Below are 22,568 nucleotides of genomic sequence, written 5' to 3' on the forward strand. Positions count from 1 at the left end.
ACTACCACCCCATAACCAATTGTTGCGGCACATTTAGATTTTTCGCTTCCAGCAGTGGCGGTTCTTGCAAGGAAAGGCGGATGTATTCGGCTGAAGATTCAAGCAATTTAAATGTTTTCATTTCATGACAAACAATAAAAAATTGTGCTCGTTTCAATACCACGCCAATACGTTTAAGCGCCTCTAAATTCAGTTTACGATGACGTCGAGCTAATACTATCATTTTAGCGGACTTAACCCCAATGCCCGGCACCCGTAAAATTTTTTGATAGCTATCACGATTTACATCAACCGGAAAACATTGTGGATTACGTATTGCCCATGCAAGTTTAGGATCAACCGTTAAATCTAAATCAGGATATTGCTCATTTACAATTTCATTCACATCAAAACCATAAAATCGTAGCAACCAATCGGCTTGATACAATCGATTTTCACGAACTCTTGGCACTTCTTGCACAACCGGCAATCTGCTGTCATAGCTGTTTACCGGAATAAAACCCGAATAATAAACCCGCTTCATGCTAGGTCGCTTATATAATTTGGCGGTTAATTGCAAAATCTGATTATCGGTTTCATCGGTCGCACCAATAATCACTTGCGTACTTTGCCCTGCCGGAACAAATTTTGGGGTCGATTTAATTTTTTTGCGATCTTCGATATTCTCTAATAAGTTTTGCTGGATATGGCGCATCGGTTGATAGATGCTTTGATGATCTTTATCCGGCGCTAATAATTTTAAATTCTTTTCGGTGGCAATTTCTAAATTCACACTCATCCGATCAACCAATAGTCCCGCTTCGGTGATCAATTCATTACTTGCGCCGGGTATAGCTTTCATATGAATATAACCATTAAAATGATACTCATTGCGCAAAATTTTGACCACACGAATCATCTTTTCCATAGTGTGATCCGGGCTTCTGACAATTCCGGAACTAATAAATAGCCCTTCAATATAGTTACGGCGATAAAATTCAATCGTTAAATCAGCCAACTCTTTTGGCGTAAATCCGGCACGAGGGATATCATTACTTTGTCGATTGATACAGTAAGCACAATCAAACATACAGTAGTTAGTGAGCATGATTTTTAGCAAAGAAACACAACGACCGTCGGCAGTAAAACTGTGACAAATGCCACAGCTACTAGCATTACCAATGCCTTTATGCTTATTACTTCGAGAAGTGCCGCTCGAAGCGCAAGAAATATCATATTTTGCCGATTCGGCTAATATTTCAAGCTTAGCTATCATTTTCTCATTCATTTATTCACTCACTCATAAACTGTATATTTGTACAGTATAACGTAATGAGTATTCGCATCGCAAGTAAATATTGTGTATTAAAAGCGTTGTTTAAATCATAAAAATGAAGCGACAATAGAATTTTGTTTTATTAAATTTTTTAATATTAATTCGATTAATCAACTAGTTGATATGAAATTGATTATAAAAAAAGAGTTAAGGTATTGTTCAGCTTACAACTGTACGCTATAATCAGCGGAAGTTTTCATATAAAGCCAGATAATTTAGGAGTAAAGCATTAAATGAAACGTGTTGTTATTACAGGGTTAGGGATTCTATCAAGCATAGGGAACAATACTAAAGAAGTTCTCGAATCATTAAAAGTAGGTCGAAGCGGCATTACTTTTTCACAAGAAATGAAAGATAGTGGAATGCGTAGCCATGTATGCGGAAATGTAAAACTGGATACGACAGGACTAATTGATCGAAAAATTGTCCGATTTATGAATGATGCTTCTATCTATGGTTATCTGGCATTACAACAAGCAATTGAAGATGCTAAATTGACCCCGGAACAAGTTTCTAATCCTCGTACAGGATTGATTGCCGGTTACGGTGGATCGACAAAAACACAATATAATGTTGTGGCTGGTATGAAAGAAAAAGGATTACGTGGCGTTGGACCTTACGCCGTGACTAAATCGATGTCATCTGCTATTTCGGCTTGTTTAGCAACACCATTTAAAATCAAAGGTGTGAGTTATTCAATGACCTCAGCTTGTGCAACTTCTGTTCACTGTATTGGTCATGCTGCCGAACTGATCCAACTGGGCAAACAAGACATTGTTTTTGCCGGTGGCGGTGAAGAACTGTGCTGGGAAATGTCATGTGAGTTTGATGCAATGGGTGCTTTATCGACTAAATATAACGATACACCGGAAAAAGCTTCACGTGCTTACGATGCCAACCGTGATGGCTTTGTTATTGCCGGTGGTGCCGGTATGGTGGTCGTTGAAGAGCTTGAACATGCATTAGCCCGTGGCGCTCACATTTATGGTGAACTGGTTGGTTATGGTGCTACTTCTGACGGTTATGATATGGTAGCGCCGTCTGGTGAAGGTGCAATGCGTTGTATGCAAATGGCGATTGCGGATTTAGATGCACCGGTTGATTATATCAATACTCATGGTACATCAACTCCAGTTGGTGATGTTAAAGAGCTTTGGGCTATCAAGGAAGTATTTGGTGATAATATCCCGGCAATTTCATCAACCAAATCGATGACTGGTCACTCTTTAAGTGCAACAGGTGCACAAGAGCTTATCTATTCATTACTCATGTTAGAGCACGGCTTTATCACGCCAAGTATCAATATCGACGAACTTGATGAAGCGGCTATCGGCATGAACATTATCACCGAGCCGACTGAACGTGAATTAACCACAGTAATGTCTAATAGCTTCGGTTTTGGTGGAACTAACGCATCAATTGTCATGAAAAAATATCAAGGCTAATGCTTTAATCAATTAGCAAAATAAAAAAACCGTTCACTTCATAAGAACGGTTTTTTTGTTGGTATATTATCTTCAAATGCTAATCATTGATTAATTTCAATTAAGCTAAGTATTAAATCTTCAGTCTAATTGTTGCCTGCATATATTGCGCCGTTGGCTAAATTGTTAATCTTTGGCTACTTCCCTCTAAAAATCCTTCAATAACAACCTAAGTTAAATTGCCTTAAAGTGTTATTTTTTGGATAAAAAAGGTCAAAACCGCTGATCCTATAAGTGATAGCACCATAAATAAAAAGGCATGATGATATCCACCACTGGCATTATCAATTAGAAAGCCGATGATAAACGGTGAAACCACGCCGGCAACTTGTCCACCAAAGTTAACAACACTCGATGCTTTGCCCATAATGGCGGTTGGGATAAGATGCATCAACATTCCCCAAAAAATCGCAAAGGCGATAAACATAAATAAAGCTGAAATACATTGGAAGACAATAGCAGCATTAAGATTTTCAACCTGATACATTAAAAACAAAAAAGCGCCGGATAACAGTGCTGTAATGCCATAAAGATATTTTAGTTGTTGTTGAAACTTATCGGCAAAATACCCGCCAACTAAGGTGCCTAAAGCCCCAAATAAGAACGGAATGGCAGCCCAAATCCCTGTTTTAGACAGTGATAAGCCCCTTGCCTCAAGTAGATAACTGGGTAACCAGGTCGTAAATCCCCAAAAGGTGATATCAAATAAAAACCAAATCAGCGATAACTTCCAAAGGATTGGCAATTTTAATACCGCAAGCAATGAAAACGATCGAGTTTGCATCTCAATATTTTTCTTATCGTTTTGTTGATCAGCTTCTAACAGATGTAACTCATCGGCACTGATTAAGCGATTATCTGCCGGATGATTACGAATATAGCGATAAATAAGCAAGCCTAAGATAAGACCCGGTACACTTAAAATGACAAAAACCTCTCGCCAGCCTAGCCACTCAATGATAGTCACGGCCACAACAACAGAAATTGCCGGACCTAAGGTATTAACAGAAGATTGAATGGCGGTTGCTCGTCCTCGTTCATGAGGGGGAAAATAAGTGGCAATGACTTTCCACGATGAAGCCGGAAAACAACCCTCACCTGCACCAAATAGGAATCGTACCAACAACATCAAAGGCAACCAATAGATCAGCCCGGTAAAGAAGGTAAAAATTGACCACCATATAATGGCAAATGCCATAACTTTACGGGGCCCAAATTTATCGGATAAATAGCCACCGGGAATTTGAAACAGCGCATAACCAATAAAAAAAGCACTGATTATCGAGCCTTGCACGGTTTTATCTAAACCAAGCTCACTGCCGATAAAAGGCAACGAAACATTCATGACCATTCGATCAAGAAACGATAATAACCAACCCGACCACAATAATAATAAAATGGTATAACGCCCTTTCCATTTTTTTTGATTATACCCAGATGTAGGCATTTTATTAGCTGAGATATTCATTGAATCTCCTTATGCATTTTAAAGTAACATCCCAAATAACCTGCTGCAAAAAGGGTTACCTTTTGTTGCAATAAGGTAATATGGTTAATAACCTGATTTTTATGCTACCAACGTTAGCCCATGCAGCCGCATTTGAAGTAACTCATCTAGCAATAACTTCACTGGGTATAAAGCTAGCTCACTTGTTGTGAGCTTTTATTATTATGTTAATGACCAACTATTTTTGATAAACATCCCAAGCTGCTTGTAAGCCGGCACCTTGCGTAGTTTTAAATCCAACACGATTAAGCACTGCTTCAAATGCGGTTAATGTTTGCAGTACGCACGGTTTTCTTGCGTTATAACCCATAGTACCAATACGCCAAACATTGCCTTTAAGAGGCCCAAAGGAAGCACCAATTTCAATGCCAAAATCGTTTAGCATCAAATTGCGCACTTGCAGATCATCAATATTATCGGGACGTTTTACCCCAACCACATTATTCATTTTATGTTTAAGATCACCAAATAACTCCAGTCCCATAGCTTGCAGGCCGGCAACCATTGCTGCGCCATTAATTCGGTGACGCTCGATAACATTATCTAACCCTTCCTGAAGCACGATACGGGCGCACTCTCTTGCCGCATAGAGCATTGAGGTTGCTTCGGTGTGATGATTGATACGCTCAGCGCCCCAATAGCGAATGATCATATCGATATCAAAGTAGTTAGAGTAAATCATCTCATCACTTCCGCTACTATCACCTTCAGCACGAATACCAAGTTCAACACATTTACGAGACTGAATAATATCTACCATTTGTGGGCTAAGTGTTAAAGGCGCAACGCCCGGCGGACCACTTAAACATTTTTGTAAACTGACTGAAACCCCGTCAAGTTGCCATTTATCAACTTCAAGCTCATTACCGACAATCGAGGCAGTTGCATCGACATAAGAAAGTACGCCATGGCGACGGCAAATTTCACCAATTTTATCTAATGGTTGGATTAAAGTTGTCGAAGTATCGCCTTGCACACAAAGTAATAATCGAGGCTTAACTTTTTTGATTGCATCTTCAATAACATTTGGATCGAAAACTTCTCCCCATGGCACTTCAATAGTATGAACTTCCGCCCTTGCCCGATGTGCAATTTCACACAGTAATAAACCAAAACGACCAAATACAGGCACAAGCACTTTGTCACCCGGGCGAATGGTTGAAACTAATACGGCCTCAATACCGGCTCGAGCAGTACCGTCAATAACGAACGTTTGTTCATTTTTTGTTTTAAAAATATCACGATAAAGTGCCATAGTTTGATTCATATAATCTGTCATCACGGGATCAAACTGTCCAATTAATGGCGCAGCCATAGCCCTTGTTACACGCGGATCTGCATTAATTGGGCCAGGCCCCATAAGTAATCGAGACGGCGGATTAATTTGATCATATTTGTCTAGGTCTAACATGTATTTTTCCCTTATTGATTTCGATTTAATCTTGTTAACATTCACATTACATTGTGATGCGGTGACTATCTTTTCTTATCGATATTTTTCAAAAAATTATTGGTAATGGGGTGATGAAACTTAAACAGATTCACAATTTCACTCATCACTTTACCCATATGCGTTTTTTTCCATGCTAATGAAAGCGGCGAAGGCTTGCGCTCATTAATCACTTGGCATTGAACCAACTCACCCGAATCTAAATAAGGTTGACAGATCGACTTAGGTAAAAAGCCAATACCTAAGCCTTTTAAATGGCAAGCTAATTTGGTGGTGATATTTGGTACAATGATTTCAGACTGACTTGGCAACAACCATGCAACACGTTTATTCATATGAATAGAGGTATCTTCAATATTAACAGCAGAATATTTACGGAGTATTTCGTTGGATAACGGACCTTCTAATTGAGTAATAGGATGATTTTTTGCCGCAATAAAAACCCAACTAATTTCGCCCAATGGAAATATATTTACCATGTTATCTAATGATTCAGTACCTGTTGCACCAATAGCAAGATGACATTCACCGTGAAGCAACGAATCCCAAACCCCCATATAAACCTGGCGGGTAAAATTAAAATTAGTAAACGGGAATTTTTCTTTCAAATGGGTTAACAAATCGGTCACAGCATCAACATCGTAAAGCAAATTATTGATGGTAACATTCACCTTACGTTCAACCCCGTCCCGAATCTGTTGTAACTCATCAGGCATGGTGGTCAACCACAACAACCACTGGCTACAATGCTCATATAAATGCTGACCGGCAAGGGTTAAACTGACTGTGCGAGTTGTCCTTTCAAAGAGCTGGGTATTAAGATCTGCTTCTAATGATTTAATGCGATAACTAATAGCGGCAGGGGTTTTATATAAAAGTTTAGCGGCTTTTGAAAAGCTATTGCACTCAACCACTTTAGTAAATGTTCGCATTGTTTCAGTATCTAACATGATTTAATCCCTAATAATAAAACGATCGATACCTAGCCAAATGCCAAGTAAAAGATCGGCACCGGATGTATGACCATAATTTAATAATTTATGGATCGATACATGGTGGTATTTACCTTGTGCTAATGCTCTAACCACTTGCATAACCAGTAAAGAAAATTGGCGTTTTAACGCATACTGTAAAAAAGTGGCACTAATGGTGGTGGTCAGTTTATCTAACGGCATAGACTGCATAGCTTTTTGCAATCGTTGTAACGGCGCATAAAAACGCTCATCACACGCCAGTACCGCTAAGATCCCAACGATAATATCGTCATAACTCGGGGTTAATCCTACGCCTAAACCGATATAAGGGGTGAGATCGGCGCGATTACCTGCCAGTAAATTCGATAATTGGAGACATAAATTTTCTAATTCTGCTTGATACGGCGTTAGAATCAGATTGCCTAACTGACCGTGTACCCCAGTAGAATTATTGATCTGTTGCAGTAATTGAGCAACACCCTTTTTATCAAAGGATAGAGCAGGATCGGGCTTGAGTTCTAAATGGCAAACATGGCTCGCCTGATCGATGCTGATATGACCAATCTTTAATTCGCCGTTAATGGTTTGATTGATAGTTAAATGACTATCCGTTAGTGCGGCTTGAACAGTGTCAAAATCTGCGGTTTTCAGCACCCTACCCATTGGCGCAAATCCACTTCCATAGCGATGAAGAGTAATTAATTGTTGCTGCTGATTAATCAAATTAATGGTATGTCGATGTTGACTAAAAACAGTCAATTTGCCTTCACGCAAAGGCAGTTGTGAACTGCTTACTAATGGCTTTATAGGAGAGCAACAATTTGGCATCAATAACATGCAGCGCTGCCGATATTCATCGGCAGATAACTTAACGTTGAGTTGCGATTGGGTCATCGCTTTTAATAATTTTGCGTTTACTGCATGTGTTTGATTCATAAATTACACTTTTAATTTTTCTGCTAACGCCTCGAGTGCTTTTTCAAAACACGCTAATGGAGCACGTACGGTGCCTGCACCAATTTGACCCACGCCTGCTTGTTTATGGGCAATTCCTGTATTAATAAGAGGCGTGATGCCGGTTTCCACAATACGGCGAATATCCAATCCCATACAACAACCTTGAAAGTTCCATGAAGGGATTTGAAATAGCATATTGTGCGCTAAAAATATCTCACTCATCTCTTCTGATATTTCTAATGCAACATCTGCGCCACCTGCGCCAACAAATCGAGTTACCCCCGGCGCCGCAACCATAGCTGCCCCACCAATTCCAAAAGTTTCGGTAATGGCGCTATCGCCGATATCGGGGTTGGCATCTTTTTGAGAATAGCCAGTGAAAAATAGCCCTTGCGGCGTATTAACCGGTGCAGTAAACCACTGATCACCTAGCCCACTGACTTTGATACCAAAATCTTTACCATTACGGGTCATAGCAGTCACAATTGTGCCGGCTTGAATTTGTGCCGCACTGTCCATAACTGACTTACAAAATGCCATTGCTATGTTCAAAAAGAACTGATCGGTGACACTTAAAAATTCAAAAATTTTCGCCATTTCCGCTTTATCACGGTTAAGTAAAGCTAATTTAGGCGATAAAGTGCGCAGTAAAAGTGCGGAAGCGGCAATATTGCGTTGGTGGAACTCATCACCCATTGAAATAGCTTGTGCCATTAGTGCCGTCAGATCAATGCCGTTATCAAAAAGCTTTAATGCCTCATTTAATGCGGGAGCTAATGACACTTTCATCCAATGATGACGATTAAGCACTTCTTCACCATAAGCGCCAAAACGCATCACTTTGCCAATACCTTCATTTAAATTACAGTAAGCTCGATTACCATGTGTGATATTTTCAACCACCACCATTGGCATATTTGCCGAAGTAATTCCCCCCATTGGGCCTACTGCATTTACTGAATGACAAGGAATAAATTCAACTTTGCCATTTTCGAGCAATTGCAAGGCTTGCTGTTCGTCTTGTGCCCAGCCTTCAAATAAACAAGCGCCTATGCACGCCCCTTGCATTGGTCCGGTCATATCGTGCCAAACAATCGGTGGGCCTGCATGTAATAATTTATATCCTTGTGCTAACGTTGGCACGGCTTCTTTTGCCGCAATAACCCCTATCCAGTGTGGTCTGGCGGCTTTAATTCGCTCAATAATTGCTTGGTTTGCTTCATTGATTGATGTATTCATATTATCAAAACCTCTTAATTTAATTTTTTCAAAATAGCCGCTAACTTCTTGTTTCCACCCGCTATTGGCGCCCATTGATACTGCACCACTGGAATATTTGATGCTTGAAGATCTTCAGCAAAACTACGTAGCCCGGCATTGATCACGCTAATATGGTTTAATAAAGGATAGGATCTAACCGGTGTTGACGCTTGACCAGTGGTGATAAGTCTTTTGGCAAGTAATACAGCTTCCGGTAAATTGTCCATGACAATGATATTTGCTGATTTGAGTGCTTCAATTTGTTGATGACGCGACTGCGGATCTTGCTCCGATCCGGTAACAGTCACAATAGCAATTAACGGATTATCAGCAGATCGCGCAGCACAAGCACGGCTAAAGCCACTAATTACTGATTCGGCTGGATCGGCATTCGCGCCATAACCAATAACCAGATCCATCAACACAACGCCAACCGCAGGCTGTTGACCAAGTTGCGCAATTTCTTCTTCACGAATTGAAGGATCAATCATTGGATGTGGTCTGCCAACTGTATAAAAATCATCGCCTAGATCGATAATTTTATGTCCGTTTTGATCTAACATTATGCCTTTATCATGGCTGTGGCTAACAGCAAGATCGAGCGCTTTAGCTAACAACATTGCCACTTCGGCCGCTAAAGTTCCGCCGGTATAAAGACCACTAATAGTTTTACCTGCAACCGTTGGTAACTGACAGGCAGCCGCTTCAACTTTCGCCAATAAACAAGCCAATCTGGCCGCTTCATCTAAGGTATTGGCAAAATGGATATTATCTTCTTGTGGCTGATCAATTTTTGAGGCTAAAAACAGAGCAATAATTGGCTTATTGATCTGTTTCATTGCGGCAATAACTTTTTTACGCACATTTTCTGCAGGCGGTTTAGAAATAAAAGTAATCACCTGAGTCGATTCATCAGCCGCTAACATTTTTAGTGCCGTAAGCGCACTAATACCGCCTACTTCTTCAGACAGATCACGACCACCTAAACCGATCGCTTGAGTAATGCCCTGATTTAATAAGGCAATTTGCGAGATCACCTCTTGAATACCGGTACCGGATGCGCCAATTACGCCGATATTTCCTTTCGGGATCACATTAGCAAAGGCTAAAGGGGCGCCGGCAATAATTGCAGTACCACAATCAGGCCCCATAACGATCAGATCTTTTTTATCAGCTTTAGTTTTTAAACGGACTTCATCATCGACCGAAACATTATCGGAAAATATCATCACATTTTTATTATCATCTAACGCTTGATCGGCTAGCTCAGCTGCATACTCGCCGGCAATGGAAATTAAGATAAGATTAGCATCGGGTAGCTTTTCGGTGGCACTGGCATAGCGTCGGGCTTTAAGTAGTTTTGTTCCGCCTTGTTGTTGCTGAGCAATGTTTTTCAATTCATCTTCTAACTGATCACTAATCAGCGCTATAACGTTTGTCGAATCATCATGGGTTTTGATAGCAACACAGATATCATTTGGGGTGGCATCGTTGAAAGTATCACTCCAAAAACCGGTGGCATTTAGCAACGATTTATTGGCAGGAGTGCCCATCATGACAGAAACTTCATCAACTTCTTCAAGATTACTGAGTTTTTTCGAGATTAACATCAAACTGACCGAGTCTTGAAAGCTTCCTTTTTTTATAAAAGATTGAATCATGAGAATTTGCCTCTCAGTTATAAAAATAGTTATCTAAACACTGATTGAATATAACTCAATAGCCACTCATCACATGTTTTGAAACATCTCTATGACGGAATAAAATAACTTCACAAGGCGAATTCTGATACCCGTTTGGATCTGTGTCATTACACTGGTAATGAGTTTATCTATTAAATCTAATTATCAGACTGTATTTATATATTACGTAAAAATGATTGAATAAGTAGGTTAGATGTCACAAATTGGCAATTGAATTAAAAAAATAAAATCATTTAAAATCATATAGATAAATTATTATTAAAAAATTTTTTATAATAATAACTCATTAATTTAATTAAATTTTACAAAATCAAAAAAGCTGGTTTGATCACATTATTATTTGCTATTAATAGTATCGTAGTTAGCAAGTTGAGAGAAAAATTGTTAATAATCGAAAGTTGAATAATAGGTAAATGCTTATGAATATCTTATATGATGATGTTGCTAACGCAGTGAAATGGATATCAAGTTTTGGTGGATTAGAACAAGGCGGAACAACACGTTTACTTTACACAAGTGAATGGCTTGACGCACAAAATGCGCTAAAAGATAAAATGACCGAAATCGGCATGGAGAGTTATTTTGATGACATCGGTAATTTATATGGTCGATTTGAAGGAAGCAAATATCCCGATCAGATCATTATGTCAGGCTCACATGTCGATACCGTTGTCAACGGCGGTAAACTCGATGGGCAATTAGGTATTATTGCCGCATTACTGGCTATGGAGTATTTAAAAAAACACTATGGACAGCCATTACGCACCTTAGAACTTATCTCAATGGCAGAAGAAGAAGGCAGCCGTTTTCCTTATGTCTTTTGGGGAAGTAAAAACGTGTTTGCCATTGCTAATCATCAGGATGTCGAATCGATTGAAGATAGCAACGGCATAAAATTTGTTGATGCCATGAAAGCGTGCGGATTTAAATTTAACACCAAACCTGCACGAGACGATATCAAAGCATTCCTTGAAATTCACATTGAACAAGGTGGCGTGCTGGAAAAAGAGCAAAAAAGTATTGGTGTTGTAACCAGTATTGTCGGACAAAGACGCTACAACATCCGACTGATTGGCGAAGCCAACCACGCAGGCACAACCCCAATGGGTTACCGCAAAGATGCCGTCTATGCCTTTAGCCGGATCTGCAATGAATCAATCGATAAAGCCCTTAAAGTGGGTGACCCACTAGTTTTAACCTTTGGTCACGTTGAACCGGTACCAAATGTGGTTAACGTAGTGCCCGGTGAAGTACTTTTTACCATTGATTGTCGTCACACCGATAAAGCCGAATTAGTCGCCTTTACTCAACAGTTAGAAGCGGACATGTTACGCATTGCAGCAGAGCTTGGACTTGAAATCGAAATTAATCGCTGGATGGATGAAGATCCCATACCAATGGATGATAAATTGATCAAGATGCTAGAGCAGATCTGCCAAAAAGAACAATTAAGTTATCGGGTCATGCATAGTGGAGCTGGGCATGATTCACAAATCTTTGCGCCATTCGTACCGACTGCAATGTTATTTGTGCCGAGTATAAAAGGTATCAGTCACAATACTGCCGAAGACACCAAAACAGAAGATCTGGTTGAAGGCATCAAAGCATTAACCTATGCACTTTATCAATTAGCATATCAAGAGTAATAAGGAGTTAGCATGACAACTATTAACTCAACAACAGAAAAAACCGGCGGTATACAATACTGGCATAAAATTGTGGTACTTTTATGCTTAGGCTGGACAGTAATGTGGATCTACCGTCCGGTCTTAACGGCCATTTTTCCTGAAGTCCAACAAACCATAGGGCCACAATCAAACACAGAACTTGGTTTAATCGCCAGTTGCTACTTTTTTGCCTACACCGCCATGCAAATCCCTGCCGGAATGCTGGTTGATAGATTTGGTAAAAAAGCGGTTGTCATTCCCGGCTTTTTACTGTTTACCATTGCGGCACTTATCATCGGTAATGCGCACTCAATTATGATGATCTACATCGGTAGTTTACTGGCTGGTTTAGGCTGTGGATCTTACTATGGTGCTGCATGGTCACTTTCAGCTGAAAATATTCCTTCAGCGCATCGCGGTTTCGCCTCAGCTATTATTAATACCGGTTCGGCGTTAGGTATGGGGATAAGCTTACTGGCTACCAGCTTTTTAGTAAAATCGTGGGGAATGCCATGGGAATACATGCTATACATCATCGCAGCCCTGTTACTGTGCTTAGTTGCCGGTTTTGCCATCATTATTAAAGAAAATCCAAAACTCAAAGCGGCAGCAAATAACGAGACCAAAGCGCAGCAAACTATCGATGAGCCAGAAGCGACAACGCAAAAACACAGCTTCTTTAGTCCTCAGATGATTGCCTCTTATATTATGTATTTTGCTACTTGTTACGGTTATTACATGATTGTCAACTGGCTACCTAATTTTCTTGAAACTGAACGTGGCTTTACCGGCGGTAGTATCGGTTCGGCCTCATCATTGGTTGCTTTTGCCGCTATACCGGGCGCACTAATTATTAGTAAAATTTCCGATAAATTCCGAGATAAACGCTTAATATTTATTATTGCGCTTGAATTAATTGCAGCAGCAACTTTATTTACCACTGTTCAATCAGCAACGATCACTTTTTTACTGGCTGGGCTAATTTTTTATGGTCTATTTGGAAAATTAACCGTTGAGCCAATTTTGATATCGCACGTTGCCGAAACCGCCCCGAAAACCAATTACGGTACCTCATTTGGCGTATTTAACTTTTTCGGTATGAGTTCTTCGGTCATTGCGCCACCATTAACCGGCTATCTGGCAGATCTTACCGGCACCAAAATAACCGGATTTTATGTAGCAATTGGCATATTAATTGTTGCTACTGTGATCTTCTTCCTTATCAACATGCGTCAAAGCACAAATAACAAATAAAATCACTGCCGACTATTTGCGATAGTCGGCTTAACAACAAAATTGAAAACATGCTGTTTTTTAAAGGCGGGGCTTTCTATTACCTAAAGTAATATCAAAAGCACAACAAAACTCTAAATGTTACAAGGAGATAAACATGGGATACATCAATAACAACACCGGTTATCCTAAAGATTTGTTAGCTTCACGAGCTATCATCAAACGCCATAATTATGCGTTAATTCCACCGGACGGACTGGTCAAAAATATCATTCCCGGGTTTGAAAATTGTGATATTACAATCCTATCGACCCCAAAACTCGGTGCCAGTTTTGTCGACTATATTGTCACCATGCATCAAGACGGAAAAAACCAACAAGGTTTTGGTGGTAAAGATATTGAAGTATTTGTTTATGTCATTAGCGGCGAGGTGATTGCCAAAGCCGACGAACAATCTTTCCCATTACAAACCGGTGGTTACTTGTACTGCCCGGCAGGGGTAAAATTATACTTGCAAAATCAAGCACAAAGCTCACGGCTATTTTTATATAAAAGACGTTATATCCCGCTTAATGGATATCAAACACGGGTGGTTTCCAATCATGTTCAGCACCTTGATACGATTAACTATGAAGATATGGATAACGTATTTGTGCAAGATCTATTACCTAAAGACTTAGGATTTGATATGAACTTTCACATTTTAACGTTCAAACCAGGCGCAAGTCATGGCTATATTGAAACTCACGTACAAGAACATGGTGCGTATCTGCTAAGTGGCGAAGGCATGTATTTATTAGATAACCATTGGATACCGGTCAAAAAAGATGACTACATTTTTATGGGAGCCTATGCATTACAAGCCTGTTATGCCGTTGGCAAAGAGCCACTGAGTTATATTTACTCAAAAGATTGTCATCGAGATATCGATATTTAATCAATTAAACAAACGAAACAGAAACATCAAACAGATTGTATTAATACTTAACCAACAACCCAAATAGCAAGGATCGACTATGGAGCTAATTGTTATTGCTTTAGGTGGTAATGCCATTTCCAAACGCAACGAATCATTAACGGTTGAAAATCAATACCGAAACATTCATGCTACAACCAAATTGATTGCTAAATTAGCGGGAAAATATCGACTGGTTATTGTTCACGGCAATGGTCCACAGGTGGGACTACTGGCATTACAAAATGCCGCCTATCAAGCCGTGCCAGCCTATCCACTTGATATACTCGTTGCGCAAACTCAAGGCATGCTTGGCTATATGATTGGGCAAAGCTTACAGCAACAAGAAACAGTTAAACAGGTTGTCACGCTACTCACTCAGGTAGAAGTCGCAAGTGATGATCCTGCATTTAGTAACCCAACCAAATTTATAGGACCCGTGTATGATCCAAAAGATCAACAACATCTGCAAAGCCAATATGGTTGGACATTCAAAGCAGACGGCAAGGCAATTCGCCGCGTTGTGCCCTCACCCAAACCGCAAAAAATTCTGGAAATTGACACCATAAAAAAACTGCTGACCGATGATAATATTGTTATTTGTAATGGAGGTGGCGGAATTCCGGTTATTAAACAAAAAACCGGATACACAGGCGTTGAAGCGGTAATCGATAAAGATCACAGTGCTGCGCAACTTGCTATACAACTCAAAGCCGATCATCTGATGATACTGACCGACGCCGATGCAGTATATGAAAACTGGGGAACGCAAGCACAAACAGCATTAAGACATGTTAATACCGAGCGTTTAAAACCACTGGCAATTGATGACGGCGCAATAGGACCTAAAGTCAAATCCGTCATTGAGTTTGTTAATAACACCGGCAATAAAGCCTATATTGGCAATTTAACCGATATCGAGTCATTACTCGCCGGCATTAAAGGCACGATTGTCACCAAATAGAGACAGAAACAGTTATAAGCAACAAATGGGAGTTTTATTATGAGAATCGACAGAAAAACATTACATGACTTAATCGCCAAAAAAATGCATAAAGCCGGATTAAGCAAAGAACATGCAGATATTGCCGCAGACGCATTAGCTTTTGCCGATGCACGAGGAATCCACTCCCACGGCGCAGTGAGAGTAGAGTATTATTCTGAGCGTATCGCTAAAGGTGGCATGACCCACAATCCACAAATTACCTATACAGAAACCGGGCCGTCAAGCGCCATTTTAGATTTCGATAACGGCTGTGGTTTGGTGGCAGCAAAAATGGGAATGGACAAAGCAATCGAAATGGCCAAAAAAAATGGCGTCGCTGTTGTTGGCATCAAGCGCATGTCACACAGTGGATCACTTTGTTACTTTACCGAAATGGCAGCCGAACAAGACTTAGTGGCAATATCGATGTGTCAATCCGACCCCATGGCAGTACCGTTTGGCGGTGCACAAGCATTTTTCGGTACCAATCCAATAGCTTTTGCCGCCCCGACAGCCGATGAGCGTATCGTATCATTTGATATGGCAACCACCGTACAAGCATGGGGTAAAGTACTTTATGCCCGTTCCAAAGGCGAACCAATTCCACCAACATGGGCAGTAGATGAAAATGGCGAACCGACTACCGATTCACATAAAGTTAATGCATTGGTACCTATTGCTGGAGCTAAAGGCTATGGTTTAATGATGATGGTTGATATTTTGTCGGGCATATTACTTGGTCTACCATTTGGTAAAAATGTCTCTTCGATGTATGCCGATTTATCAAAAGGGCGCGATTTGGGACATCTTCATATTGTTATCAACCCTGAATATTTCATTGGTTTAGATACCTTCAAAAAAACCATGTCAGCAATGCTTGATCAACTTAAGCAAGTCAAACCGGCTAAGGGCAACAGTGAAGTATACTTCCCGGGTGAGCGAGGCAAAAAACGCGAAGCGGATTATCAAAAAAATGGCATCGAAATAGTGGATGATATTTATCAATATCTCATTAGTGATGATATTCATTACAACCGCTATGATCATAAAAATAAATTCGCCGAGTAAAGTCGTTTACTGTCTATACAGGGAATACCGAATAAGCACTATAGCTCCCCATAATTAATTTGGTATTACCCTGTTATTATTGATACTATCCGTTTTATACTTAAACATAGGGTATTTCTGAAACTTTTTGATAAGGTTTTTATTTATCCTATTGTCCTGTGTAACTAAACTCACCAGCTTACGCTATCTTATTTATACTAACCGACACGCTTTTAGCGTTTTATTGTTTAATGAATAAACTAAAATAGTTTTATACTGAAACATAGGGTATTTCTGAAACTTCTTGACAAGACTTTTATTTATTCCATTAATCCATTTAATAAAACCACCAGCTTACGCTATCTTATTTATACTAACCGACACGCTTTTAGCGTTTTATTGTTTAATGCATAAACTAAAATAGTTTTATACTGAAACATAGGGTATTTCTGAAACTTCTTGACAAGACTTTTATTTATTCCATTAATCCATTTAATAAAACCACCAGCTTACGCTTCCTTATTTATGCTACCAACACGCTTTTAGCGTTTTATTGTTTAATGCATAAACTAAAATAGTTTTATACTTAAACATAGGGTGTTTCTGAAACTTCTTGACAAGGTTTTTATTTATTCTATTAATCTGTTTAAATAAACTCACCAGCTTATGCTACTTTATTTATACTAACCGACACGCCTTTAGCGTTTTATTGTTTAATGAATAAACTAAAATAGTTTTATACTAAAACATAGGGTATTTCTGAAACTTTTTGACAAGGTTTTTATTTATCCTATTGTCCTGTGTAACTAAACTCACCAGCTTACGCTTCCTTATTTATGCTACCAACACGCCTTTAGCGTTTTATTGTTTAATGCATAAACTAAAATAGTTTTATACTTAAACATAGGGTATTTCTGAAACTTCTTGACAAGACTATTTTTTATCCAATCCGATATCAAGCCTTCAATGCAGAATATTCAATTTATTTGCGAATTTTATTAATGAAAAATTCACGAAAAGAGTGGTAATATATTGCTCAATTTATCGTAAATCAATGTTGAATAGGAATAAGGATTGAAATGAATAATGGTTTTAAATTAGACAAAATAAAAGACTATTTCGAGCTCGAAAAATTACCAGAATTTGACGATAAATCAATACTATATATTTTGAAAGATGCCTCACTTTGGCAATATATACTTTTTAATTTTTTTGCTACTTTATTGATTAAACACTATTTAATTTACTTCCAACCCAATCAGATTATTTTAATTAAGTTAACTCTATTAGGTGACTTAACCAAAAATATAAAAAAAATCCCAATGGAAAAGATTACCAATCTACAATTCAAACGGGGCACTATACGTAGTAAATTATCTTTCATGGTAGATAATCAAAAATTCGAATTTAAACTGCCCAATCTTTTGTTGGTCGGAAAATGGCAAAAAGCTAATTTAAAACAAATTATTAACGATTATTTTTTATCAGCAAAAACAAATTAAATTTATAATACTTATAAAATTTTTGCTTAATACTAACTTGATTGTTAATGAAGTTGAAAAAGCATTCTTAAACTAATTTGCTTCATGCTTTTTCGATTCAATTTATATTCAAACTTAAACACAAAATTAGAGAGTAAACATGACAATATCATTCAAAGAGCAACAACAAAGGATTAGTTTTGTAAAACAATTTTTTGCAGATAAATTGGCCGAAAATTTATCACTTATAGAAGTACAAGCGCCGATTTTAAGCAGAGTTGGCGACGGTATTCAAGATAATTTATCGGGAACAGAAAATGCGGTACAAGTAAAGGTAAAAACAATACCGGATAGCCAATTTGAAGTGGTTCATTCACTTGCTAAATGGAAGCGTAAAATTTTAAGTTGTCACCACTTTGCCGTCGGTGAAGGCCTTTATACTAATATGAAAGCTTTACGCCCGGATGAAGATCAATTATCACCTATTCATTCGGTTTATGTTGATCAATGGGATTGGGAAAAAGTAATCAGCCCACAAGATAGAAATTTAACCTATTTAAAACAGACTGTTGAAAAAATCTATAGTGCTATTAAAGCAACCGAAAATGCGGTGTCACAAAAATATCACTTATCACGTTTCCTCCCTGAAACCATTACATTTATGGATAGTGAACAATTATTAAAACGCTACCCTAATTTAACCCCTAAAGAGCGTGAAAATGCTATTGCTAAAGAGCTAGGCGCAGTGTTTTTAATCGGCATCGGTGGCAAACTGTCAAATAACGAAAAACATGATGTGCGTGCACCGGATTATGACGATTGGAGTAGCGATAATGATTTAGGTTCTAAAGGCTTAAATGGCGATATTTTAGTGTGGAATCCGGTATTAAATAGCGCTTTTGAAATTTCATCAATGGGTATTCGTGTCGATCCAGAAACATTAAAGCGCCAATTAAAGATCACTAATGATGAAGATCGCTTAAATTATGCTTGGCATCAAGCTCTAATAAACGGCGAACTATTGCAAACTATTGGTGGTGGCATTGGGCAATCTCGTTTAGTGATGTTACTTTTACAGCAAAACCATATTGGACAAGTACAAGCCAGTGTTTGGGACAACACCACAAGCCAACAATATCCAAATTTACTTTAATTGATGTGGATATCTTTATGACATTTAGAGATATTAATAGGATCGATTGAAAGGAAAATTGATTAATCGATAGCATCACGCTTTTTAACATGTGATTGTAAGGTAAGTTATAAAAATGCGTTACCGTTCTACGGTAACGCGCTTAACAATTACAACACTGCCGTTACTAACCTTTTTAAACAAAAGGGAATTTTGCATAATTCCCTTTTTCTTAGTTTCTTCTATTTTTTTCTTATCCGTAATAAAACAAAAAATAACTAAGTAAAAACAAGCTGATTATTTTTTTATTATTACCTATCTTATAACTTCTAATTCGTCTGAGCCTTCGGGTATATGAAAACGGAATAAATAACTTCCAGTAGTCTCCTTTTTATCTTCTTTATCAATTGCTTTAAATTTAATTCCGTCTGTAAAACTATCATCGTCTTTTTGTCTTAATTTTACAAGCCTATTATTGGGTTCAAGTATTATCTGATAGTCTTCAATCGGTAAAATTTGTATATCATCAAATATATTTGAAACCTCTCCATTTGTTAAAGAGTTTTCTTGAAGATAATTTTCAATTTCTTGTTGAGTGGCATATAAAAAGATAAATTGTTCTTTCCATCTAGGCATAACTGCTTGAAAGTAAGCTTCTGTATCCTTATTTTCTAAAATAGTACGCAATGCCTTTATTTTTTTAACTACTTTTTGTTCCAAATCGGAGACTTTGGTTAAATCTTTAGATTTTGTCCAACCTGTTATTTGATAAGGCACTTCCGCTTCAAATTCAAACGATTTTTCAAAAGAAGGTAAATCTTTAGTCTGTTCATAAGGAAGTTCGAAGTTTAGTATTTTTATTTCAGGATCTTCCTTATCCCTAAAATTTTTATTGTAAAATAATCTCATTCTAAAAGCGGCATACTCGCCTAAAACAGCCTGTCCATTCGGGGGATAAATGCGAATGGTTAATTTTTGTTTACCACTGCCCAATATTCGATAGTTTAATGGGACAATGGGACTGGTAATTTTACCTTGATAATGGGCAAATATTTGTACATCATTAACAAATAGTTCCCATTTAATATTAGCACTGTAAATTCCGACATAATAGAACGGTTCTTGCTGGTACTGCTTTGGCATTTCAATTGCTTGCATAGTTTCTTGAATTATTTGTTTATCTGTTTTTTGTGCTTGTCCGCAAGAAAACAAAAAACTGCTAATTAAAAATAAACTGATTAATTTTTTCATCGTTACCATACCTTCAACTCATTGCTTCCTTGTGGCATATATAAGAAAATAGGCCGACCTCCTTCTATATTTCTTTCTTCTCCTTCATCATTTTTTACACTAGCTTTCATATAAAGCATTGGACATAGATTTTTTTGCCAAAGTGCCACAATTTTACCGTTGGCATAATATTGTATAGTATAGTTTTCGATAGGCAAAAATTCGTGATTCGTTATTCTAGAATCCGAATCGATTAACATAGGCTTCATTTTATATGAATTTTTTATTTCCTCATAAGTATTTTCGTAGGTTGTGTTTGATACAATACCTGAAGAATGAAGAAATTCCCTATGATATACAATTTCATCTCTGTTAATGCATATTGTTCTTATTTGATTATATTTTTCGACAATTTTTTGTTCGATATTTGGGACATTTTTTAAATTAACTGATGCTGCAAGCTCCTGATCGTAAGTAAAGGGCACATCAACATCAATCATCAATTTAGCTTCATAATAAGGTAACTTTTGCTCTTCCAACCCTTGTGGCAAGTTAAATTCGGCAATTTGTTGATAATCTTTTAAAGAAGTATCCTTGTCGGCTGCTCGGTATACGGTAACAGATGCATTAGCGTATTTAGATAGATAATCTTCTCCATCTCTTGGGTAGACTTTGATGATGACATTTTTTTTACCGGCATTGAATAATAAAACATTTAAAGGAAGCATGGTTGATTGTCCATTATTATCAATAAATCGATAATCTTGTGCTCCCTCGACTTCAATAATGAGTTTGCATCCATTTTTGGTAACTTGTGCGCCGAATGCCGGGCGATGTGTGTAATTTTGCGTTAAGGCTAATTCTTGTTGTATGATTTCTTCCATTTGTTTTTCTTGGTTTTCTTGTCCGCAAGAAAACAAAAAACTGCTAATTAAAAATAAACTGATTAATCTTTTCATGATTACCTATCTTATAACTTCTAATTCGTCTGAGCCTTCGGGGATATGGAAACGGAAATTGAATGATCCTTCAAAGTTTGTATTATTGCCTTTATATTTACCTTTAAAAGGAATACCCCAAAACTACATGTCATTACCATCCATATTGAATTCAAAAACCTATTATTACTCAGTAATGATATTATGGTATTACTTTTTATCTTCATAATTTAGATACTTTTTCATTCCCAATTGGAGGTTTTAGCGCTTTAACAATAACGTTATCAACACATCTGGCTATTTATCATGAATCTCAAAACAAATAAAAAATGCCATTTATTTGAGCAAAAAGATATGATAATAATGAGAAAAAGGCCAGTTAGGGCTTTCGCCCTAATATTTAGCTTTTTAGCAAGATGCTTAATTGATTAGGTATTACGATTGAACATCCTCATCGGGTACTGATTTCTCGGGAGTTGGGGATATTTCATCCGGTTTAGCTGGGGCTGTTGACTCTGTTGGCGATGAAGCAGATACATCATTTAATCGCACATAAATAATTTTTTGACGACCACCGTCACAAGATCCGACAACTTTCCCTTCAACTTGTTGTGATTCATCAACCGATACATGCTTAAGTTCAAAACGGCTGGCATCAACACCATTATTTTGAATCTTATCGGCAATCTTTGCACTAACTTCTTCACAATTTGATGCACCTGCAATCATCGGTAAGCTCAGCAGTAAAACAGAGACTAATTTTTTCATTTTCTTTCCTTTCATGTATACATATTTATCAATAAAATATCAGCCTATTGATAAATCTAATAATATACTTTTTATCTAATTAAAAAGTGGTAGTGCAATTAGCGATTTTAAAAATATTGTTTTCAAGATGATGCAGCAAGTTTAGTTATGTCTGTTTTCTAACGTTTTCAATTTATTTAAGATCCAAGACCGAATATCTTCGATATCGGCTTGTGATAAACTATTGACAAAATCACGTTTTTTGTGAAGTTTATTACGGTCTTCTTCAGTTAACACAACGCCTTTTAAGTTTAATAAGACTTCTTTACGATACATTGAATAAATAAAGTCTTTAATTAATTCATCTGAAAGATTGAGATTTTTCATCGTAATTTCCTTATTTATTATTTGATCTATCAGTAAGCTGGAAATAAGCCTATCTCTATAGCACTTTCAATATATGCTAATATTTAAGCAATGACAATGGTTGTTAATTTTAAATT

Annotated in this window: 19 protein-coding genes; 8 read left to right on the forward strand and 11 right to left on the reverse strand. The window is 37.8% G+C overall.

The window, feature by feature from the left end:
* Position 1 precedes the first annotated feature (1 nt).
* On the reverse strand, positions 2-1,267 hold the full coding sequence (locus tag GYM74_RS06835; RefSeq protein ID WP_220217478.1) for a putative DNA modification/repair radical SAM protein: 1,266 nt from the start codon (positions 1,265-1,267) through the stop codon (positions 2-4).
* Positions 1,268-1,548: 281 nt separating this feature from the next.
* Between GYM74_RS06835 and fabB the strand changes: the two genes are divergently transcribed.
* Complete coding sequence (fabB, locus tag GYM74_RS06840; RefSeq protein ID WP_220217479.1) at positions 1,549-2,760, forward strand: beta-ketoacyl-ACP synthase I; 1,212 nt, start codon at positions 1,549-1,551, stop codon at positions 2,758-2,760.
* A 223-nt stretch (positions 2,761-2,983) separates the two neighbouring features.
* Here the strand turns inward: fabB and GYM74_RS06845 are convergent, their stop codons facing one another.
* The 6 genes from GYM74_RS06845 to fdrA all read right to left on the reverse strand — a co-directional run bounded on the left by GYM74_RS06845 (position 2,984) and on the right by fdrA (position 10,608).
* On the reverse strand, positions 2,984-4,267 hold the full coding sequence (locus GYM74_RS06845) for an MFS transporter (RefSeq protein WP_220217480.1): 1,284 nt from the start codon (positions 4,265-4,267) through the stop codon (positions 2,984-2,986).
* Between the two features lie 217 nt (positions 4,268-4,484).
* Positions 4,485-5,717, reverse strand: coding sequence for an alanine--glyoxylate aminotransferase family protein (locus GYM74_RS06850; RefSeq protein ID WP_220217481.1), 1,233 nt, complete (start codon positions 5,715-5,717; stop codon positions 4,485-4,487).
* A 65-nt stretch (positions 5,718-5,782) separates the two neighbouring features.
* Positions 5,783-6,706, reverse strand: coding sequence for an HTH-type transcriptional activator AllS (gene allS, locus GYM74_RS06855; protein ID WP_220217482.1), 924 nt, complete (start codon positions 6,704-6,706; stop codon positions 5,783-5,785).
* A gap of 3 nt (positions 6,707-6,709) precedes the next feature.
* On the reverse strand, positions 6,710-7,666 hold the full coding sequence (locus GYM74_RS06860; protein WP_220217483.1) for a DUF2877 domain-containing protein: 957 nt from the start codon (positions 7,664-7,666) through the stop codon (positions 6,710-6,712).
* Positions 7,667-7,669: 3 nt separating this feature from the next.
* Positions 7,670-8,926: a DUF1116 domain-containing protein gene (locus GYM74_RS06865; protein ID WP_220217484.1), complete on the reverse strand. Its 1,257-nt coding sequence runs from the start codon at positions 8,924-8,926 to the stop codon at positions 7,670-7,672.
* A gap of 14 nt (positions 8,927-8,940) precedes the next feature.
* Positions 8,941-10,608, reverse strand: coding sequence for an acyl-CoA synthetase FdrA (gene fdrA, locus GYM74_RS06870; protein WP_220217485.1), 1,668 nt, complete (start codon positions 10,606-10,608; stop codon positions 8,941-8,943).
* 461 nt (positions 10,609-11,069) lie between these two features.
* On the opposite strand from fdrA, the gene allC reads away from it, so the two are divergent.
* The 7 genes from allC to asnA all read left to right on the forward strand — a co-directional run bounded on the left by allC (position 11,070) and on the right by asnA (position 19,171).
* Complete coding sequence (allC, locus tag GYM74_RS06875) at positions 11,070-12,296, forward strand: allantoate deiminase (protein ID WP_220217486.1); 1,227 nt, start codon at positions 11,070-11,072, stop codon at positions 12,294-12,296.
* A gap of 12 nt (positions 12,297-12,308) precedes the next feature.
* Positions 12,309-13,571 carry an MFS transporter gene (locus GYM74_RS06880; protein WP_220217487.1) on the forward strand — a complete coding sequence of 421 codons (1,263 nt, stop codon included), beginning with the start codon at positions 12,309-12,311 and terminating at the stop codon, positions 13,569-13,571.
* Positions 13,572-13,707: 136 nt separating this feature from the next.
* Entirely contained in the window at positions 13,708-14,487 is a 780-nt protein-coding gene (gene allE / locus GYM74_RS06885) for a (S)-ureidoglycine aminohydrolase (RefSeq protein WP_220217488.1), read from the forward strand.
* A 79-nt stretch (positions 14,488-14,566) separates the two neighbouring features.
* Positions 14,567-15,469, forward strand: a complete 903-nt coding sequence (locus GYM74_RS06890) for a carbamate kinase (RefSeq protein WP_220217489.1) — start codon at positions 14,567-14,569, stop codon at positions 15,467-15,469.
* Positions 15,470-15,508: 39 nt separating this feature from the next.
* The gene (allD, locus tag GYM74_RS06895; RefSeq protein WP_220217490.1) at positions 15,509-16,558 is read left to right on the forward strand and encodes an ureidoglycolate dehydrogenase; all 1,050 of its coding nucleotides are present in this window, start codon (positions 15,509-15,511) and stop codon (positions 16,556-16,558) included.
* Positions 16,559-17,616: 1,058 nt separating this feature from the next.
* Positions 17,617-18,039, forward strand: coding sequence for a hypothetical protein (locus GYM74_RS06900; protein WP_220217491.1), 423 nt, complete (start codon positions 17,617-17,619; stop codon positions 18,037-18,039).
* A 139-nt stretch (positions 18,040-18,178) separates the two neighbouring features.
* A complete protein-coding gene (gene asnA / locus GYM74_RS06905) occupies positions 18,179-19,171 on the forward strand; it encodes an aspartate--ammonia ligase (protein WP_220217492.1) in 993 nt (330 codons plus the stop codon).
* Positions 19,172-19,465: 294 nt separating this feature from the next.
* On the opposite strand, the gene GYM74_RS06910 is transcribed toward asnA, so the two are convergent.
* The 4 genes from GYM74_RS06910 to GYM74_RS06925 all read right to left on the reverse strand — a co-directional run bounded on the left by GYM74_RS06910 (position 19,466) and on the right by GYM74_RS06925 (position 22,452).
* Positions 19,466-20,401 carry a hypothetical protein gene (locus GYM74_RS06910; protein ID WP_220217493.1) on the reverse strand — a complete coding sequence of 312 codons (936 nt, stop codon included), beginning with the start codon at positions 20,399-20,401 and terminating at the stop codon, positions 19,466-19,468.
* Positions 20,402-20,403: 2 nt separating this feature from the next.
* Entirely contained in the window at positions 20,404-21,339 is a 936-nt protein-coding gene (locus GYM74_RS06915) for a hypothetical protein (protein ID WP_220217494.1), read from the reverse strand.
* Between the two features lie 414 nt (positions 21,340-21,753).
* A complete protein-coding gene (locus GYM74_RS06920) occupies positions 21,754-22,086 on the reverse strand; it encodes a DUF1161 domain-containing protein (protein ID WP_220217495.1) in 333 nt (110 codons plus the stop codon).
* A 141-nt stretch (positions 22,087-22,227) separates the two neighbouring features.
* Positions 22,228-22,452, reverse strand: a complete 225-nt coding sequence (locus GYM74_RS06925) for a hypothetical protein (RefSeq protein WP_220217496.1) — start codon at positions 22,450-22,452, stop codon at positions 22,228-22,230.
* Positions 22,453-22,568: the final 116 nt, after the last annotated feature.

The organism is Gilliamella sp. ESL0405 (assembly GCF_019469205.1).
Lineage (GTDB): Bacteria > Pseudomonadota > Gammaproteobacteria > Enterobacterales > Orbaceae > Gilliamella.

Excerpts from the sequence above, each read along its gene's own strand:
- GYM74_RS06835 (WP_220217478.1), bottom strand. The coding sequence starts at position 1,267 with ATGAATGAGAAAATGATAGCTAAGCTTGAAATATTAGCCGAATCGGCA.
- fabB (WP_220217479.1), top strand. The coding sequence starts at position 1,549 with ATGAAACGTGTTGTTATTACAGGGTTAGGGATTCTATCAAGCATAGGG.
- GYM74_RS06845 (WP_220217480.1), bottom strand. The coding sequence starts at position 4,267 with ATGAATATCTCAGCTAATAAAATGCCTACATCTGGGTATAATCAAAAA.
- GYM74_RS06850 (WP_220217481.1), bottom strand. The coding sequence starts at position 5,717 with ATGTTAGACCTAGACAAATATGATCAAATTAATCCGCCGTCTCGATTA.
- allS (WP_220217482.1), bottom strand. The coding sequence starts at position 6,706 with ATGTTAGATACTGAAACAATGCGAACATTTACTAAAGTGGTTGAGTGC.
- GYM74_RS06860 (WP_220217483.1), bottom strand. The coding sequence starts at position 7,666 with ATGAATCAAACACATGCAGTAAACGCAAAATTATTAAAAGCGATGACC.
- GYM74_RS06865 (WP_220217484.1), bottom strand. The coding sequence starts at position 8,926 with ATGAATACATCAATCAATGAAGCAAACCAAGCAATTATTGAGCGAATT.
- fdrA (WP_220217485.1), bottom strand. The coding sequence starts at position 10,608 with ATGATTCAATCTTTTATAAAAAAAGGAAGCTTTCAAGACTCGGTCAGT.
- allC (WP_220217486.1), top strand. The coding sequence starts at position 11,070 with ATGAATATCTTATATGATGATGTTGCTAACGCAGTGAAATGGATATCA.
- GYM74_RS06880 (WP_220217487.1), top strand. The coding sequence starts at position 12,309 with ATGACAACTATTAACTCAACAACAGAAAAAACCGGCGGTATACAATAC.
- allE (WP_220217488.1), top strand. The coding sequence starts at position 13,708 with ATGGGATACATCAATAACAACACCGGTTATCCTAAAGATTTGTTAGCT.
- GYM74_RS06890 (WP_220217489.1), top strand. The coding sequence starts at position 14,567 with ATGGAGCTAATTGTTATTGCTTTAGGTGGTAATGCCATTTCCAAACGC.
- allD (WP_220217490.1), top strand. The coding sequence starts at position 15,509 with ATGAGAATCGACAGAAAAACATTACATGACTTAATCGCCAAAAAAATG.
- GYM74_RS06900 (WP_220217491.1), top strand. The coding sequence starts at position 17,617 with ATGAATAATGGTTTTAAATTAGACAAAATAAAAGACTATTTCGAGCTC.
- asnA (WP_220217492.1), top strand. The coding sequence starts at position 18,179 with ATGACAATATCATTCAAAGAGCAACAACAAAGGATTAGTTTTGTAAAA.
- GYM74_RS06910 (WP_220217493.1), bottom strand. The coding sequence starts at position 20,401 with ATGAAAAAATTAATCAGTTTATTTTTAATTAGCAGTTTTTTGTTTTCT.
- GYM74_RS06915 (WP_220217494.1), bottom strand. The coding sequence starts at position 21,339 with ATGAAAAGATTAATCAGTTTATTTTTAATTAGCAGTTTTTTGTTTTCT.
- GYM74_RS06920 (WP_220217495.1), bottom strand. The coding sequence starts at position 22,086 with ATGAAAAAATTAGTCTCTGTTTTACTGCTGAGCTTACCGATGATTGCA.
- GYM74_RS06925 (WP_220217496.1), bottom strand. The coding sequence starts at position 22,452 with ATGAAAAATCTCAATCTTTCAGATGAATTAATTAAAGACTTTATTTAT.